Raw genomic sequence first — 15,151 nt, forward strand, 5'->3', positions numbered from 1 at the left:
GTAATCGGAACGACACGAAGGGTAGTTGAGATGTGACGCGCGCATCAAAGGCGACCCGCGGGGTCGTACGGCCCCCGATGGATGCCTCACACTGGTGTCCCGTGAGTTCCCCTCTGCCCATACCGACGCGAGTCGTGCTGCTCTGCGGCCCTTCCGGCTCCGGCAAGTCCCTCCTCGCGGCCCGCTCCGGCCTTCCGGTGCTGCGGCTCGACGACTTCTACAAGGAGGGCGACGACCCGACCCTGCCTTCGGTGGAGGGGAGTTCGGACATCGACTGGGACCATCCGGACTCCTGGGACGCCGACACGGCCGTCACCGCGATCACCCAGCTGTGCCGCACGGGCCGCACGGCCGTCCCCGTCTACGACCTCTCGCTCAGCGCCCGCACCGGAGAGGAGACGGTCGAGATCGGACGGACCCCGCTGTTCCTCGCGGAGGGCATCTTCGCCGCGGAGATCGTCACGCGCTGCCGGGAACTCGGCGTCCTGGCCGACGCGCTGTGCCTGAGCCGCGGCCCGGTGAAGACGTTCCGCCGCCGTTTCCTGCGGGATCTGAAGGAGGGCCGCAAGTCGGTGCCGTTCCTGCTGCGCCGCGGCTGGCGCCTGATGCGGCAGGAGCGCTCGATCGTCGCCCGCCAGACCGCGCTGGGCGCGTACGCCTGCGACCGCGACGAGGCGATGGGCCGGCTGGCGGCCGCCGCGGCGGGCCGGTGCGCCAGTCTCCGTACGGCGGCCTGAGCGGCGACGACGTCAGACGGACAACACGGGACGCAAGAACGGAAAAAGCGGGACTGGACGGACCCCCCGGCCCTCCAGTCCCGCTCTTGTGTTCCCCCGTGGTGCTCCCCCCTGGGTGCTCCCCCGTTTCCTCCCCCTCGTTCCCCCCGTGTCCCCACTCTCCTGAGGAGACGCCCCCCAGCGCCTCCGCAGTCCCCCGTGGGCCCCCTTGTGGTGCTCCCCCCCGAACCTTCAGGCCACGAGCTCGCCGAAGGCGTCTTCCTCGTCACGGCCGAAGCTGAGGACCTCGTCCTCGCGCAGCCGGCGGAGCGACCGCCAGATGCTGGACTTCACCGTGCCGACACTGATGTCGAGGATCTCCGCGATCTCCGGGTCCGTGCGGCCCTCGTAGTAACGAAGGACCAGCATCGTCCGCTGGAGTTCGGGCAGCCGGGCCAGCGCCTGCCACAGGACGGCGCGCAGCTCGGTGCCGCGCATCGCGTCCGTGTCACCGGCGGTCTCCGGCAGTTCCTCGGTCGGGTATTCGTTCAGCTTGCGGCGGCGCCACGCGCTGATGTGCAGGTTGGTCATGGTGCGGCGGAGGTATCCGCCGACCGCCGCCTTGTCACTGATCCGGTCCCACGCCCGGTAGGTCGAGAACAGCGCGCTCTGCAGCAGGTCCTCGGCCTCGAAGCGGTCCCCGGTGAGGTGGTAGGCGGTGGCGTACAGGGAGGCGCGGCGCTCCTGGACGTAGGCGGTGAACTCCGCCTCCGACAGCGAGCGGCGCTCCCCCGAGTCCTCCCTGTACGCGGCTCCCCCGTGAGCCTTGTTGCCATCCCCCGTGTGTGCGTCGACCACCGTCATGTAACCGGTGTGCTGACGCCCGGTGCCGCGAGCGCACCCCCGCCCGCTCACGGCACCGGACTTCTCGGAACCCCGGTGCACGTCGTGCAGACGCGTGATCACTGCGCTGGTGCTGATGCCGTGCAGCGTGTTCATCTCGCGCCCCCCGTCGTGGACTTCCGGTGTGCGGCCCGCCGGTGGGGCGGGCTTCCTTGCCTGTGCCGAGAAGCTTGCCTCGGCACTTTCATCGCCGTGTCCGCCGACTGTCACAGGCCTGTCACAGGGGTCGGCCACCGGACGAGCACGGCTCGTACACAGGTGTCGGCGGTAGGCGCGGCGCTGATCTCGGCCCACAGGTCGAACCACGCCCCCCTCATGGGCCAGAATGAGCCCGTGCCTTCCCTGTTGCTGATCGAGGACGACGACGCCATCCGGACGGCCCTGGAGCTCTCACTGACGCGCCAGGGTCACCGCGTGGCGACCGCTGCCAGTGGTGAGGACGGTCTGAAGCTGCTGCGCGAGCAGCGGCCGGATCTGATCGTGCTGGATGTGATGCTGCCCGGCATCGACGGGTTCGAGGTGTGCCGGCGCATCCGGCGCACGGACCAGTTGCCGATCATCCTGCTGACCGCGCGCAATGACGACATCGACGTGGTCGTCGGGCTGGAGTCCGGCGCCGACGACTATGTCGTCAAACCGGTGCAGGGGCGTGTGCTCGACGCCCGGATCCGGGCCGTGCTGCGGCGTGGCGAGCGGGAGTCCAACGACGCGGCGTCGTTCGGCAGCCTCGTCATCGACCGCTCGGCGATGACCGTGACCAAGAACGGCGAGGACCTCCAGCTCACGCCGACCGAGCTGCGGCTGCTGCTGGAGCTGAGCCGGCGGCCGGGGCAGGCGCTGTCCCGGCAGCAGCTGCTGCGACTGGTGTGGGAGCACGACTACCTGGGTGACTCGCGGCTGGTGGACGCCTGTGTCCAGCGGCTGCGCGCCAAGGTCGAGGACGTGCCGTCGTCCCCGACGCTGATCCGTACCGTGCGGGGTGTCGGCTACCGGCTGGACGCGCCTCAGTGACACAGGCGCACCAAGGGGGGGCCCGCGGCTGGACCGGGGCGCGCAAGGGAGTTCTGTCGCGGCTGCGCTTCACCAGCCTGCGGCTGAGGCTGGTCGTCGTCTTCGGCCTGGTGGCCCTGACGGCCGCCGTGTCCGCGTCCGGCATCGCGTACTGGCTCAACCGCGAGGCCGTCCTCACCCGCACCCAGGACGCCGTGCTGCGCGACTTCGAGCAGGAGATGCAGAACCGGGCGGGCGCGCTGCCCGGGCGGCCGACGCAGGACGAGTTGCAGCACACCGCGGGCCAGATGGCGGGCAGCGACCAGCGCTTCAGCGTGCTGCTGGTCGCCCGCGACGCCGACGGCAGGACCGTCTACGGCAGCTCCGGCGGGCTGAGCGGCTTCTCGCTGCGGGACGTGCCGGCCTCGCTGCGCACGGCGGTGAACAAGACGCAGAAGGTCGACGGGGCCAACAAGCACCCGTACCACCTGTACTGGCAGCGGGTCATAGACCACGACACGCCGTATCTCGTGGCCGGGACGCGGGTGATCGGCGGCGGCCCGACCGGCTACATGCTCAAGTCGCTGGAACCGGAGGCGAAGGATCTGAACTCGCTCGCCTGGTCGCTGGGTATCGCCACGGGACTCGCGCTGATCGGCTCGGCGCTGCTCGCGCAGGCCGCCGCGACGACGGTGCTGAAGCCCGTGCAGCGGCTCGGGACGGCCGCGCGGCGGCTCGGCGAGGGCAAGCTGGACACCCGGCTCAGGGTGTCGGGCACCGACGAACTCGCCGATCTGTCCCGGACGTTCAACAACGCGGCCGAGGCGCTGGAGAAACGGGTCGCCGACATGGCCGCGCGGGACGAGGCGTCCCGGCGGTTCGTCGCGGACATGAGCCATGAGCTGCGTACGCCGCTGACCGCCATCACCGCCGTGACGGAGGTGCTGGAGGAGGAGCTGGAGGCGGAGACCGGGAGCATGGACCCGATGATCGAGCCCGCCGTGCGGCTGGTGGTCAGCGAGACGCGGCGGCTGAACGACCTGGTCGAGAACCTGATGGAGGTCACCCGCTTCGACGCGGGCACCGCCCGGCTCGTCCTGGACGACGTCGACATCGCCGACCAGATCACCGCGTGCATCGACGCCCGGGCCTGGCTGGACGCGGTCGAGCTGGACGCCGAGCGCGGCATCCACGCCCGCCTGGATCCGCGCCGCCTCGACGTCATCCTGGCCAACCTCATCGGCAACGCCCTCAAGCACGGCGGCTCCCCGGTGCGGGTCGTCGTCCGCGCGGACGACGACTCGCTCGTCATCGAGGTGCGGGACCACGGGCCCGGCATCCCCGAGGACGTGCTGCCGCATGTCTTCGACCGGTTCTACAAGGCCAGCGCGTCCCGGCCGCGCTCCGAGGGCAGCGGCCTGGGCCTGTCCATCGCCCTGGAGAACGCCCACATCCACGGTGGCGAGATCACCGCGGCCAACTCGGCCGACTCGGGCGCGGTGTTCACCCTGCGGCTCCCGCGCGGCACCTCCGCCTCGGCGGACCAGCCCGCCGAGGACGAAGAGGAGCCCGGGCCGGACGCCGACCGGAGCCAGGCCGAGGACTCGAAGGGGGATGCCTGATGACCAGCCGACGTCCACGAGCCCTGGCCCTGCTGGCCGGCCTGCCCGTGCTCGCCGTCCTGCTGGCCGGTTGCGGGATCCGGGCCACGGAGGTGCCGACGAACTTCGGGCCCGCGCCCTCGCGGGTGCAGTGTTCGCTGGCTGAGCCGGATGTGTCGACGCAGGCCGCGCGGGGGCTGCCGGTGCAGGTGTTCCTGCTGTGCGGGTCCTCGCTGGTGACCGTCGACCGGACCGTACGGGTCCCGGACGGCGCGGCCGACTCCGAGCGGCGCATGCTGGTGGCACAGGGCCTGCTGGACCAGCTCGCCGAGACCCCGTCGCCCGCCGAGAAGGAGGCCGGCTACAGCACGGACGTACGCGGCGGCATCACCGTGGGCGGGCCCTTGAAGGGCGACCCGGAGGACGCGCTGCGGCTGAGCACCGCGCCGGACAGCCTCACCTCGTACGCCCTGGCCCAGATCGTCTGCACCTTCTCCGACTCGGCCGCCGCCGAGGGCGACGGCTCCGTGGTCCTCGGCGGTCCCGGCCCCGAGTCCCCGCGCCGCTACGAGTGCACCGACGAGGTGCGGGCCCGCCCGGGCAGCACGGAACCGCCGTCCAAGGACGTGGCCGGCGAGTGAGGCTGCGGGCGGTCTCCGCCGGGCTGTGGCGCACGCCTCACAGGCCTCCCGGGGGGCATCCCGGAACCGATCCTGCCGGAGGCCGCGTCTAGGGGGGCGTGCAGCGTCAAGGCTCCATCGGCGGCAGCGCCGAGTTCCGCATCCGTGTGACAGGAGGTGTCCTCCTCGTCGCACACCTCGCGTTCGCCGCCTGGTTCACGTTGCGGCCCTTGGAGGTGCCCTGGGTGATGCCCGCCAATCTGCGGCCGTTCGCCGGGATCCGGGCCGATCTCGCCCTGGGCTGGCCCGAGGCCGCCCGGCACATCGGCGAGAAGCTGGCCCTGCTCGCCCCGCTGGGCGTGCTGCTGCCGATGGTGAGCGGCAGGCTGGTCGTCTCGCCGCTGGCGTCCCTGCTGCGCGCCGTCGCGGCCGGTGCGCTGCTGTCGATGGGCATCGAGCTGTTGCAGACCGGCGTGCCCGGTCAGGTCGTGGATGTCGACTCGCTGTTCCTGAACACCGCGGGCGTGGCCCTCGCGCACCTCGCGCTGGTCCCCGCGGGCCGCTCCTGGCTGCGCCGCCGCTCCACCGCGCCCCTGGCCCGGGCGTCCCTCCCCCCGGAGGAGCAGGCTCAGGGTCGGACCCCGACGATTCCCAGGGTCGGGATCGCCCCGTGGAGCGACGCTTTGCCCCCTTCGTCTCCGTAGCGTGGGGTGCAGATGGGGTACTCGGACGAGAGACCTCGCACACCGACGCTGAAGGAGCCGCACATGTCCCGCCTCGCCCGCCCCACCCACGGCCGCATGATCGGCGGAGTGTGCGCCGCGCTGGCACGGCGCTTCGGCACCTCCACCACGACGATGCGGGTGATCTTCCTGGTCTCCTGCCTGCTGCCCGGCCCGCAGTTCCTGCTGTACATCGCGCTGTGGATCCTGCTGCCCTCGGAGGACAAGGTGCGGAACAAGGCACAGACGGCCTGGTGACCGCCCGCCGCTGAAACGCCGATGGGGCGCACCCTGTGTCCAGGGGTGCGCCCCATCGGCGTGTGCGTCCGCACGGGCGGGAGGGTCAGGCGAGCGGAATGCCGTTCACCGGGAGCCCGCCGAGCAGCTTGGGGGCCGGGCCGTTCGGGCCCTGGGCGAGCAGCTGCCCGGCGACCGGCTGGGCGGCGGCCAGACCGGTGCCGGCCAGGCTCTGCCCCTGGCCCACCGCCTCGCCCGTGCCCGCCGGCAGCGTCTGGGAGAGCTGCTCCGCCGGGAGCGCCTGGGTGACGCCCCCCAGCGCCTGGGTGGCGTCCGGGACGGCCGGGGCGGCGTTGGCGGCGCCCGCACCGGTGGCGGCGAAGGCGGCACCGAGAGCGGCGACACCGAGGGACTTGGCAGCAGACTGCTTCATGAAAACGCGTCCTCGCAATGGGATGACGGGGTGTGTGAGCGGTGCGGCGACCGTAATCACGCGGCACCGCCCGCCGCAAACATCGAAATGCGGACGGCTTGTGAACACCGTCCGCATTCCCTGTGCGCCATTTCCCGCCGGATCAGCCCTCCGAATCCACAGAGCCGCTGGTGGAGGCGGTCTGCCGGAACAGCCATTCGGATTTCAGCTCGGCGTATCCCGGCTTGATCACGTCATTGATCATGGCCAGTCGTTCATCGAAAGGAATGAACGCTGATTTCATCGCATTGACTGAGAACCACTGCATGTCGTCGAGCGTGTAACCGAACACCTCGACAAGGTGCTCGAATTCCCGGCTCATACTGGTGTGGGACATGAGGCGATTGTCCGTATTTACGGTGGCGCGGAAATGCAGCCGGCGCAGCAGCCCGATGGGGTGTTCGGCATAAGAGGACGCCGCCCCGGTCTGGAGGTTGGAGCTGGGGCACAGCTCCAGCGGGATGCGCTTGTCCCGGACGTACGAGGCGAGCCGCCCGAGTTCGACCCGGCCGTCCTCGTGGACCTGGATGTCGTCGATGATCCGCACGCCGTGCCCGAGCCGGTCGGCGCCGCACCACTGGAGGGCCTGCCAGATGGACGGCAGCCCGAAGGCCTCGCCGGCGTGGATGGTGAAGTGGTTGTTCTCGCGCTTCAGGTACTCGAAGGCGTCCAGGTGCCGGGTGGGCGGGTAGCCGGCCTCGGCACCGGCGATGTCGAACCCCACCACTCCCAGGTCCCGGTGGCGGTTGGCGAGTTCGGCGATCTCCAGGGCGCGGGCCGCGTGCCGCATGGCGGTGAGCAGGGCGCCGACGCGGATGCGGTGGCCGTTCTCCCCGGCGCGCCGCTCCCCTTCCCGGAAGCCCTCGTTGACGGCCTCGACCACCTCTTCGAGACTCAGCCCGCCCTCGAGGTGCTGCTCGGGGGCGTAGCGCACCTCGGCGTAGACGACGCCGTCCTCGGCGAGGTCCTCGGCGCACTCGGCGGCGACCCGGACCAGGGCGTCGCGGGTCTGCATGACGCCGACGGTGTGGGAGAAGGTCTCCAAGTACCGCTCCAGGGAACCGGAGTCGGCGGCCTCGCGGAACCAGATGCCGAGCTTCTCCGGGTCGGTCTCGGGGAGCTGGGTGTAGGCGTTCTCGCGGGCGAGTTCGACGATCGTGGCGGGGCGCAGGCCGCCGTCGAGGTGGTCGTGCAGCAGAACCTTGGGCGCCCGGCGGATCTGGTCCGGTGTCGGGGTGTTCGCGATGGTCTGGCTCGTCATTTCCGCACTCTAACTCCTACGCGCGTAGATGGCGCCTCTTCGGCCCCTTTACGTTTTCGTCGATACGTAACGGTGACCCCGGGGACGGGTTGAATACACCCGCGCTTCTGACACTGTTCTGTCATGGCACACCAAGCGACGCCGGTTCGCAGGGCCCGGCTGGGCAGGACACTCGGTCCGGAGCCGACGGCGGTGAGCGGCGTGGTGCTGCTGCTGCCGGGTGGGGACGAGATCTCCGGCCGCAGACCGTCGCCCATGCTGGCGACCGCCTCCGTACGCGCCCTGGGGCGACGGCTGGCCCGCGCGGGCCGGGACGAGGGTCTGGCCGCGCACGTGGTGCACTACCGCTACCGCGGCTGGAACGGCGGCGAGGCCAATCTCGCGGCGGATGCCGCCTGGGCGGCCGACGAGGTCGTACGGCGTTACGGGGACGTGCCCGTCTGCCTCGCGGGGACCGGCATGGGCGGCCGGGCCGGGCTGCGGGCGGGTGGGCACGAGGCCGTCAACTCCGTGCTGGCGCTGGCCCCCTGGCTGCCGGAGGAGGATGCGGCGGCGCCACCCGAACCGGTGAAGCAGCTGGTGGGGCGGCAGGTGCTGATCGTGCACGGCACGAACGACGAGCGGACGGATCCCGAGTTGTCGTTCCGGCTGGCGGCGCGGGTGAAGAAGGCGAATCGGGATGTGTGCCGGTTCGAAGTGCACGCGGATGGACACGGGTTGCATCAGTACCGGGATGAAGTGCTGGCGCTGGCCGAGGACTTCGTGATGGGTGCGGTGTTCGGGCGGGCGGTGTCCCGGCCTGTGCGGGATGCGTTCGCCGCGCCGCCGCCGTTGGGGTTGAGGATGCCGTTGGCCGCGGGATTTGGTTCTTCGTTGCGGCGGTAGCGCCGTTTGAGGTGCCTGTGAGTTTCGGAGTGCGGGTTGTGGGTGGTTCTCGCGCAGTTCCCCGCGCCCCTGACTAGGGCAGCAGGCTGCCTCTTCTTGAGAGCAGGAACCTTTTGAAGGCTGCCACCGGGGGTGTGTCCGGGTGGCCCTCCAGCCAGGCCACGCCGATTTCGCGGACTGCTCGGGGGGCCGTGACCGTCAGTTCCACGACCCCGGGGCGGGGGACGGCCGGTGGGGGCAGGAGGGCTACTCCCAGGCCCGCCGCCACCAGGCCTCGCAGGGTTTCCGCCTCCTCTCCCTCGAAGGCGATGCGGGGCTTGAAGCCCGCCTCCTGGCAGAGGTCGTCGGTGATGCGGCGCAGGCCGTAGCCGGGTTCGAGGGTGACGAAGGTTTCGTCGGCCGCTTCCGCGAGGCGGATGCGGCGGCGGGTGGCGAGGGAGTGGTCGGCGGGGACGACCAGGCGGAGTTTCTGTTCGTCGAGGCGGCGGGCCACCAGGCCGGGGGCGTCGGGGACGGGGGACGTCAGGCACAGGTCGAGTTCGCCGGCGCGGAGGCGTTCGAGCATGGCCTCGCCGTAGTTCTGGACCAGGCTGAAGCGGACGCGGGGGTGATCCGCGCGGAAGGCCTGGAGGAGGCCAGGGACGGTCTCGGCGCCCATGGTGTGCAGGAAGCCGAAGGCGACCTTTCCGGTGAAGGGGTCGGCGTCGGCCCGCACCTCCTCGGCGGCGCGCTCGACCTCGGCCAGGGCGCGCTCGACGGAGGTGAGGAAGGTGCGCCCGGCCGGGGTGAGGGAGACCGTACGGCCGTGGCGGGCGAAGAGGTCGACGCCAAGGTCCTGCTCCAGTCGGGCCATGGACCGGGAGAGGGTCGACTGCGGGACGTTCATCTCCTGGGCGGCGCGGGTGACGTGCTCGGTGCGCGCGACGCCGGCGAAGTAGGCGAGGCGGGGGGCGAGCACCTTCGACATCTCTGCCATGTCTTCTGTGTCACCGGATGGTGACAGGCGAGCCGCTGAACTGGATTGATGCACCATGGGAACGATTATCGCCGTTCCATGCATTGGACGGATCAGTGGGTGCGTACGTAATTTCGAAGCATGTCTCCCGCCAGTACCGGGGCGTCCACCACCGTGGGCGCCGATGTCTCTGTCCCTGCTTCCGACTCCCGTATGTCGCCGGGCGGGCCCGGCTACCGCCGGATGAGCCTCGCGCTCTTCCTCGCGGGTGTCGCGACCTTCGCGCTGCTGTACTCCACCCAGGCGCTGCTCCCGCTGATCTCCGGCGAGTTCGGGGTGGCGGCGAGCGACGCGAGCTGGACGGTGGCCGCCGCGACGGGCGGGCTGGCCCTGTTCGTGCTGCCGATGAGCGCCCTGTCCGAGCGTTACGGACGGCGTGCGGTCATGACGGGGTCGCTGGCCGTGGCCGTCACGATCGGTCTGCTGGTGCCCTTCGCCCCGTCGCTGGGCGTGCTGGTCGTGCTGCGGGCGCTCCAGGGCGCGGCCCTGGCCGGACTGCCCGCGTCGGCGACCGCGTACCTCGCGGAGGAGGTCAGCCCCAAGGCGCTGATCACCGCGATCGGGCTGTTCGTCGCGGGCAACAGCGTCGGCGGCATGAGCGGCCGGGTCATCACCGGCTGGGTCGCGCAGGAGTGGGGCTGGCGGGTCGCCGTCGGTGTCATCGGCGCGATCGCCGTCGCCTGCGCGGTGGCCTTCCGGGCACTGATCCCCGCCCCCAAGCACTTCAAGCCGGGCTCGCTGCGCCCGCGTGTGCTGGCCCGCACGGTCCGTGACCACCTGTCCAACCCGCTGCTGTGCCGGCTGTACGCGATCGGCGCGCTGTTCATGACGGTGTTCGGCGGCGTGTACACGGTCATCGGCTACCGCCTGACCGAGGCCCCGTTCTCGCTGCCCCAGGGCATCATCGGCTCGATCTTCCTGGTGTACCTGGTCGGTACGGTGTCGGCGTCGACCGCGGGCCGGCTGGTGGGCCGTATGGGCCGCCGGGGCGCGCTGTACGCGGCGGGCGGCACGACCGCCGCGGGCCTGCTGCTGTCCCTCGCCGGCTCCCTGCCGCTGATCCTGCTGGGCCTGGTCCTCATCACCGGCGGCTTCTTCGCTGGCCACGCGGTGGCCTCCTCGGCGGTCAGCAAGACGGCCACGACCGGCCGCGCGCAGGCCTCGGCGCTGTACCAGTCCGCGTACTACATCGGCTCCAGCGCGGGCAGCACGGTCGGCGCGATCGCCTTCCACGCGGGCGGCTGGGCCGGGACGGTCGGCGTCGGACTGCTGGCGGTGCTCGGCGTCGTGACGATCACGGTGTTCGGGACGCGGGCCGCTCGCCTGCAGCGGCGGCTGACCACGGCCGCCTGAGTCGTACGCCGGAGCATTCCCCCTGGTCGGGGCCGGTTGTCAGTGGGCACGGATAACGTCCGCGTCCGCTGACCACCGGACCGAGCAGGGGGATTTTTCATGGAGTTCCGCATCGACCGTACGGCGTTCGCCGAGGCCGTGGGCCGGTCGGTACGCGCGCTGCCCGCGCGGACGCCGGTGCCGGTGCTGGGCGGACTGCTGCTGGAGGCGGACGCGGGACGGCTGGCCGTGACGGGGTTCGACTTCGAGGCGGCGGTACGGGTGGAGGCCGACGCGGAGGTCGCGGTGCCCGGGCGGGTGCTCGTCCTGGGGCGGCGGCTGCTGGATGTGTGCAGGGTGCTGCCTGACGGGCCGGTGAGCTGTGCGCTGGAGGCGTCACGGTTCACGGTGGAGGCGGACGGTACGCGCTTCGGTCTCTCCACGCTGCCGCTCGCCGAGTACCCGGCCCTGCCGGCGGCGCCCGCGCCCTACGGCACGGTGGACGCCGCCGCGTTCGCGACCGCTGTCGCGCAGGTCGCGGTCGCCGCCGGACGGGACGACACGCTGCCGCTGCTGACGGGCGTCCAACTGCGCCTCGAAGACGGGGAGATGACGCTGTCCGCCTCGGATCGCTACCGGTATGCGGTGCGGCGGCTCGGGTGGAAGCCGGGGGTGGCGGCCGACGGGGTGGTGGAGGCTCTGCTGCCGTCGCGGCGGCTGCTGGATGTCGCGCGGTCGCTGGGGCGCTGCGGGGACGTGGTGATCGGGTGGGACCCGGCCGGTGGGGGCGGGCTGATCGGCTTCGAGGGCGGACCGACGCGGACGGCGCTGCGGCTCCTGGACGGGCGGCTGCCGGCGTACAAGTCGCTGTTCGGCATGGCGGGGGCGGCGGTCGCCGAGGTGGAGTGCGAGGGGCTCGCGGAGGCCGTGCGGCGGGTCGCGGTGGTGGCGGAGGCGAACAGTCCGGTGCGGCTGGACTTCTCGGCCGAGGGGTCCGTCGTGCTGCGCGCGGGCTTCGGGGACGACGTGGCGGTCCAGCGGCTGCCGGCCACGCTGAGCGGCGCCGAGGAGGTGCCGGTGGCCTTCAACCCGGCCTATCTGCTGGACGCGCTGACGTCGTTCGAGAGCTCCCGCGTGCGGCTGGAGTTGCTGGGGGCGGGGCAGCGGGCGCTGCTGCACGCCGTGCCGGGCGACGGAGCCGCGGTGACACACCGGCATCTGCTGATGTCGGTGAAGCAGCTGGTCTGAGGGCCCCTTCCACCTGCGCGTTCGTGCGCTCGGGGCGCCGTTGTCGGTGGGCTGCGGTAGCTTCCGAAGTGCTGGGCGCAAGGGCGCGTGACAGACATTCCGCAGGGGTGGGTGGACGATGACGAACGGCACGGCGACACCGACGGACCTGGACACCAGGCTGGAGGCACACCGCACCGAGCTGACCGGGTACTGCTACCGGATGCTCGGCTCCTCCTTCGAGGCCGAGGACGCGGTGCAGGACACGATGGTCCGCGCCTGGCGCAGCTACGACAAGTTCGAGGGCCGCTCCAGCCTGCGCTCCTGGCTCTACCGCATCGCGACGAACGTGTGCCTGGACATGCTGACCGCGGGCAACAAGCGCGCCAGGCCCATGGACCTCACCGATTCCACCCCGCTCGCCCGGGCGGCCCTCTCCCCCCGCCCGGACAACACCTGGCTGGAGCCCATGCCGGACGCCCGCGTGCTGCCCACGACCGAGGATCCGGCGGAGGCGGCGGTCGCCAAGGAGTCGGTGCGGCTCGCCTTCATGGCCGCCCTGCAGCAACTGCCGGCCAAGCAGCGGGCGGTGCTGATCCTGCGCGAGGTCCTGGCCTGGAAGGCCAGCGAGGTCGCCGAGCTGCTGGACACCTCGGTGGCGTCGGTCAACAGCGCCCTCCAGCGGGCCCGCGCCACGCTGGCCGAGCGGCAGGAGCCGGGCGCCGACGCGGTCGTGTCCGACCCGCTGGACGAGGACCAGCAGAAGCTGCTGGACCGCTATGTGGCGGCCTTCGAGGGCTACGACATGACGGCGCTGACCTCGCTGCTGCACGAGGACGCGGTCATGACGATGCCGCCGTTCGACCTGTGGCTGACCGGCGTCGACGACATCACCGGCTTCATGACCACGCTCGGCGCGCCCTGCGCGGGCTCCCGGCTGGTGCCGGTCGAGGTCAACGGGCTGCCGGGGTTCGCCCAGTACAAGCCCGACCCTGAGGGCGGCGGCTTCATGCCGTGGGCGGTCCAGGTGCTGGAGATCTCAGACGGCCGGATCACCGGGTTCCACTGCTTCCTCGACACCAAGCGCTGGTTCCCGCTCTTCGACCTGCCCCTCCGTCTCGAAGCGGAGACCGACCAGGTCGAGCAGAGCGCCTAGGGCCGGGTCGGGATCGCGGAGCCTGATCCGGCCTCCCGCCCGGCGGGCGGCGAGCTGGAGCCGCGCCAGCAGGTCGACGGCGGCGAGGCCCGGTGGCCCCAGGCCCCCGACATCGCACACCACGACCCGGGCACCGCTGGTGTGCAGCAGCGCCCGTACGTCGTCGCTCAGCCCGCTCACCTCGTCCCGGGTGACGGGGCCGGGCAGCACGAGCACGGGGGGTGTCATGGCGTCCACGATCGGTAGACCGGGCGGGCGGCCGTAACTCATCGCGACGGTCCTTCCTGTCGGCGCGCCGCAAAGATCACATTGACCGGGACATGGCCTTCCCCGGAGGGTTGGCTGTATGCCCCATGCACCTGCCCCTCCCGCGCTGCCTGATGCTCTCTTCGCCGGTGAGGGGGCGTCGTGCAGGGGGTGCTGAGCGGGTTCGCGGTCATCGCCGTGGTCATCGGGGTGGGGTACCTGATCGGCCGCCGGGGCTACCTGGGGGACGGGGGCCGCGAGGTCCTGACCAAGCTGGCCTTCCATGTGGCGTCCCCGGCGCTGCTCTTCACGACGCTCGCGCGGGCCGACCTGTCGGTGATCTTCTCCGACCGGCTGCTGGTCACGGCGATGAGTACGGCGGCTGCGGCGGGGGTCTTCGTGGCGGTGGGTGCCGTGCGCGGGTGGGGCGTGGGCCGGACGACGGTCGGCGCCCTGTGCTCCAGCTACGTCAACTCGGGGAACCTCGGCATCCCGATCGCCGTGTACGTCCTGGGCGACGCGTCGCTGGTCGCGCCGGTGCTGCTGTTCCAGCTGGTCGCCGTCACACCGGTGGCGCTGACGGTCCTGGACCTGGCGACCGTCTCGGACGAGGACAAGCGCCCCCTGTGGCAGAGCCTGCTCACCCCGCTCCGCAACCCGATAGCGCTGGGCTCCCTGGCCGGGGTGGCGGCATCGGCGGCCGGCCTCCACGTCCCCGGTCCCCTGATGGATCCCCTCACCCTGATCGGCAACATGTCGGTCCCGGCCGTCCTCCTCGCCTTCGGCATCTCCCTGCGCGGCAGCACGCTCCCGCTGCGCGGCGCGGAACGAGCCCCCGTCCTCCTCGCCGTCGCCCTCAAGGCCATCGCCCAGCCCCTGATCGCCTGGTCCCTGGCAGCGGGCGTCTTCGGCCTCCACGGAGCGTCTCTGCTCGACGTGGTGGTGACGTCCGCCCTGCCGGCCGCGCAGAACCTGTTCACGTACGCGAGCAGTTACCGGGTGGGCGAGGTGCTGGCGAGGGAGGCGATTCTGTTGTCGACGGTGTTGGCGGTGCCGGTGCTTGTGGTGGTGGCGGCGTTGCTGGGGTGAGTCACTTGTCGGGGAACTCGCGGGTGTCGAGTTCGAGGCCGAAGGGGTCGGGCAGCGTGATGCGATCTCCGAATTTGCCCTCATCCAGAACCCGGTAGACCTCCCCTCGCGGTTCGCCGTAGAGCGTAACGGCAGGACCTCCGGGGGCCCAGCCGTCGATGAGCAGGTACAGCGGAACACCGGCCTGGGCATAACCGGCGGCTTTCTTGATCCGGTCGTGGCTCGCATTCCCCTTCGTGATCTCGACAATGAGTTCTGCGGCAGCCGCTGGGATGAAGTGACCGCCCTCGTCACGCAGCACCTGCCTGGGGGCGACTGCGAGGTCGGGGATGTAGAGCCCGTCACGAGACGGGACCGCCGTACCCAGGGTCTGGTAGATGCCCCAGTGCCTAGGGATGACCTCGTACAGGACTCGCTGAACCAGGTCAGCGATGTCGTTGTGGGCATTGGACGGCGGTGGCGCCACGGTGACGATCCCCTCGATGATCTCCACCTTGCAGCCCTCGGGTGCGTCCGTCTCCTGCCAGATCCGAACGAGGTCGTCCCACTCGTGGCCGTTGGCAGCCGAATGGTCGACGGTGAGTGCGCTCATGGCGGTTCTCCAATCAGTGCGTCACCGATCCCAGCATGCCGAACGGGACCGGCGGAGGTCCACCGATCCCGTTCACCCGAAAGGGAA

The 15,151-nt window shown here is 71.4% G+C and carries 17 protein-coding genes; 11 read left to right on the forward strand and 6 right to left on the reverse strand.

Translation table 11 applies throughout. From position 1 onward, the window contains the following. The first annotated feature begins 32 nt into the window (after positions 1-32). Entirely contained in the window at positions 33-737 is a 705-nt protein-coding gene (locus ACZ58V_RS04150; RefSeq protein ID WP_468187410.1) for a uridine kinase family protein, read from the forward strand. Between the two features lie 231 nt (positions 738-968). Here the strand turns inward: ACZ58V_RS04150 and ACZ58V_RS04155 are convergent, their stop codons facing one another. Further along, entirely contained in the window at positions 969-1,715 is a 747-nt protein-coding gene (locus tag ACZ58V_RS04155) for a SigE family RNA polymerase sigma factor (protein ID WP_468187408.1), read from the reverse strand. 237 nt (positions 1,716-1,952) lie between these two features. Here ACZ58V_RS04155 and afsQ1 point away from each other — a divergent pair, with 237 nt between their 5' ends. The 5 genes from afsQ1 (at position 1,953) to ACZ58V_RS04180 (ending at position 5,810) form a co-directional block, all read left to right on the forward strand. Further along, entirely contained in the window at positions 1,953-2,630 is a 678-nt protein-coding gene (afsQ1, locus tag ACZ58V_RS04160; RefSeq protein ID WP_097219620.1) for a two-component system response regulator AfsQ1, read from the forward strand. Further along, positions 2,627-4,231: an ATP-binding protein gene (locus tag ACZ58V_RS04165; RefSeq protein WP_468187405.1), complete on the forward strand. Its 1,605-nt coding sequence runs from the start codon at positions 2,627-2,629 to the stop codon at positions 4,229-4,231. The genes afsQ1 and ACZ58V_RS04165 overlap by 4 nt, the downstream gene beginning before the upstream one ends. Next, positions 4,231-4,851 (forward strand): hypothetical protein, encoded by a 621-nt coding sequence (locus tag ACZ58V_RS04170; protein WP_471288225.1) that lies wholly within the window; start codon positions 4,231-4,233, stop codon positions 4,849-4,851. The genes ACZ58V_RS04165 and ACZ58V_RS04170 overlap by 1 nt, the downstream gene beginning before the upstream one ends. A gap of 98 nt (positions 4,852-4,949) precedes the next feature. Then, positions 4,950-5,534: a VanZ family protein gene (locus ACZ58V_RS04175; protein WP_468187401.1), complete on the forward strand. Its 585-nt coding sequence runs from the start codon at positions 4,950-4,952 to the stop codon at positions 5,532-5,534. A gap of 63 nt (positions 5,535-5,597) precedes the next feature. Further along, positions 5,598-5,810, forward strand: a complete 213-nt coding sequence (locus tag ACZ58V_RS04180) for a PspC domain-containing protein (RefSeq protein ID WP_471288228.1) — start codon at positions 5,598-5,600, stop codon at positions 5,808-5,810. Positions 5,811-5,895: 85 nt separating this feature from the next. Here ACZ58V_RS04180 and ACZ58V_RS04185 read toward each other — a convergent pair whose 3' ends face one another. Beyond that, positions 5,896-6,222: an ATP-binding protein gene (locus ACZ58V_RS04185; protein WP_468187399.1), complete on the reverse strand. Its 327-nt coding sequence runs from the start codon at positions 6,220-6,222 to the stop codon at positions 5,896-5,898. Positions 6,223-6,364: 142 nt separating this feature from the next. Further along, positions 6,365-7,522 carry an adenosine deaminase gene (locus tag ACZ58V_RS04190; RefSeq protein WP_468187397.1) on the reverse strand — a complete coding sequence of 386 codons (1,158 nt, stop codon included), beginning with the start codon at positions 7,520-7,522 and terminating at the stop codon, positions 6,365-6,367. Between the two features lie 123 nt (positions 7,523-7,645). Here ACZ58V_RS04190 and ACZ58V_RS04195 point away from each other — a divergent pair, with 123 nt between their 5' ends. Further along, on the forward strand, positions 7,646-8,407 hold the full coding sequence (locus ACZ58V_RS04195) for an alpha/beta hydrolase (protein WP_468187395.1): 762 nt from the start codon (positions 7,646-7,648) through the stop codon (positions 8,405-8,407). A 73-nt stretch (positions 8,408-8,480) separates the two neighbouring features. On the opposite strand, the gene ACZ58V_RS04200 is transcribed toward ACZ58V_RS04195, so the two are convergent. Continuing rightward, entirely contained in the window at positions 8,481-9,440 is a 960-nt protein-coding gene (locus ACZ58V_RS04200) for a LysR family transcriptional regulator (RefSeq protein WP_471288231.1), read from the reverse strand. Between the two features lie 63 nt (positions 9,441-9,503). Between ACZ58V_RS04200 and ACZ58V_RS04205 the strand changes: the two genes are divergently transcribed. From ACZ58V_RS04205 to ACZ58V_RS04215, 3 genes are all read left to right on the forward strand, one after another. Further along, positions 9,504-10,775, forward strand: coding sequence for an MFS transporter (locus ACZ58V_RS04205; protein ID WP_468187391.1), 1,272 nt, complete (start codon positions 9,504-9,506; stop codon positions 10,773-10,775). A gap of 99 nt (positions 10,776-10,874) precedes the next feature. Next, positions 10,875-12,002: a DNA polymerase III subunit beta gene (gene dnaN / locus ACZ58V_RS04210; RefSeq protein WP_471288235.1), complete on the forward strand. Its 1,128-nt coding sequence runs from the start codon at positions 10,875-10,877 to the stop codon at positions 12,000-12,002. A 118-nt stretch (positions 12,003-12,120) separates the two neighbouring features. Further along, on the forward strand, positions 12,121-13,137 hold the full coding sequence (locus ACZ58V_RS04215) for a sigma-70 family RNA polymerase sigma factor (RefSeq protein ID WP_471288237.1): 1,017 nt from the start codon (positions 12,121-12,123) through the stop codon (positions 13,135-13,137). Here ACZ58V_RS04215 and ACZ58V_RS04220 read toward each other — a convergent pair. Continuing rightward, positions 13,021-13,407, reverse strand: coding sequence for an STAS domain-containing protein (locus tag ACZ58V_RS04220; protein WP_471288239.1), 387 nt, complete (start codon positions 13,405-13,407; stop codon positions 13,021-13,023). The two genes, ACZ58V_RS04215 and ACZ58V_RS04220, sit on opposite strands and share 117 nt — an antisense overlap. Before the next feature lie 138 nt (positions 13,408-13,545). Between ACZ58V_RS04220 and ACZ58V_RS04225 the strand changes: the two genes are divergently transcribed. Beyond that, positions 13,546-14,472 (forward strand): AEC family transporter, encoded by a 927-nt coding sequence (locus ACZ58V_RS04225; protein WP_469416661.1) that lies wholly within the window; start codon positions 13,546-13,548, stop codon positions 14,470-14,472. Position 14,473: 1 nt separating this feature from the next. On the opposite strand, the gene ACZ58V_RS04230 is transcribed toward ACZ58V_RS04225, so the two are convergent. Then, positions 14,474-15,064: a Uma2 family endonuclease gene (locus tag ACZ58V_RS04230; protein ID WP_471288243.1), complete on the reverse strand. Its 591-nt coding sequence runs from the start codon at positions 15,062-15,064 to the stop codon at positions 14,474-14,476. Positions 15,065-15,151: the final 87 nt, after the last annotated feature.

The organism is Streptomyces sp. NPDC040589 (assembly GCF_055594445.1).

Excerpts from the sequence above, each read along its gene's own strand:
- ACZ58V_RS04155 (WP_468187408.1), bottom strand. The coding sequence starts at position 1,715 with ATGAACACGCTGCACGGCATCAGCACCAGCGCAGTGATCACGCGTCTG.
- ACZ58V_RS04170 (WP_471288225.1), top strand. The coding sequence starts at position 4,231 with ATGACCAGCCGACGTCCACGAGCCCTGGCCCTGCTGGCCGGCCTGCCC.
- ACZ58V_RS04180 (WP_471288228.1), top strand. The coding sequence starts at position 5,598 with ATGTCCCGCCTCGCCCGCCCCACCCACGGCCGCATGATCGGCGGAGTG.
- ACZ58V_RS04185 (WP_468187399.1), bottom strand. The coding sequence starts at position 6,222 with ATGAAGCAGTCTGCTGCCAAGTCCCTCGGTGTCGCCGCTCTCGGTGCC.
- ACZ58V_RS04190 (WP_468187397.1), bottom strand. The coding sequence starts at position 7,522 with ATGACGAGCCAGACCATCGCGAACACCCCGACACCGGACCAGATCCGC.
- ACZ58V_RS04195 (WP_468187395.1), top strand. The coding sequence starts at position 7,646 with ATGGCACACCAAGCGACGCCGGTTCGCAGGGCCCGGCTGGGCAGGACA.
- ACZ58V_RS04200 (WP_471288231.1), bottom strand. The coding sequence starts at position 9,440 with ATGGTGCATCAATCCAGTTCAGCGGCTCGCCTGTCACCATCCGGTGAC.
- ACZ58V_RS04205 (WP_468187391.1), top strand. The coding sequence starts at position 9,504 with ATGTCTCCCGCCAGTACCGGGGCGTCCACCACCGTGGGCGCCGATGTC.
- dnaN (WP_471288235.1), top strand. The coding sequence starts at position 10,875 with ATGGAGTTCCGCATCGACCGTACGGCGTTCGCCGAGGCCGTGGGCCGG.
- ACZ58V_RS04215 (WP_471288237.1), top strand. The coding sequence starts at position 12,121 with ATGACGAACGGCACGGCGACACCGACGGACCTGGACACCAGGCTGGAG.
- ACZ58V_RS04220 (WP_471288239.1), bottom strand. The coding sequence starts at position 13,407 with ATGAGTTACGGCCGCCCGCCCGGTCTACCGATCGTGGACGCCATGACA.
- ACZ58V_RS04230 (WP_471288243.1), bottom strand. The coding sequence starts at position 15,064 with ATGAGCGCACTCACCGTCGACCATTCGGCTGCCAACGGCCACGAGTGG.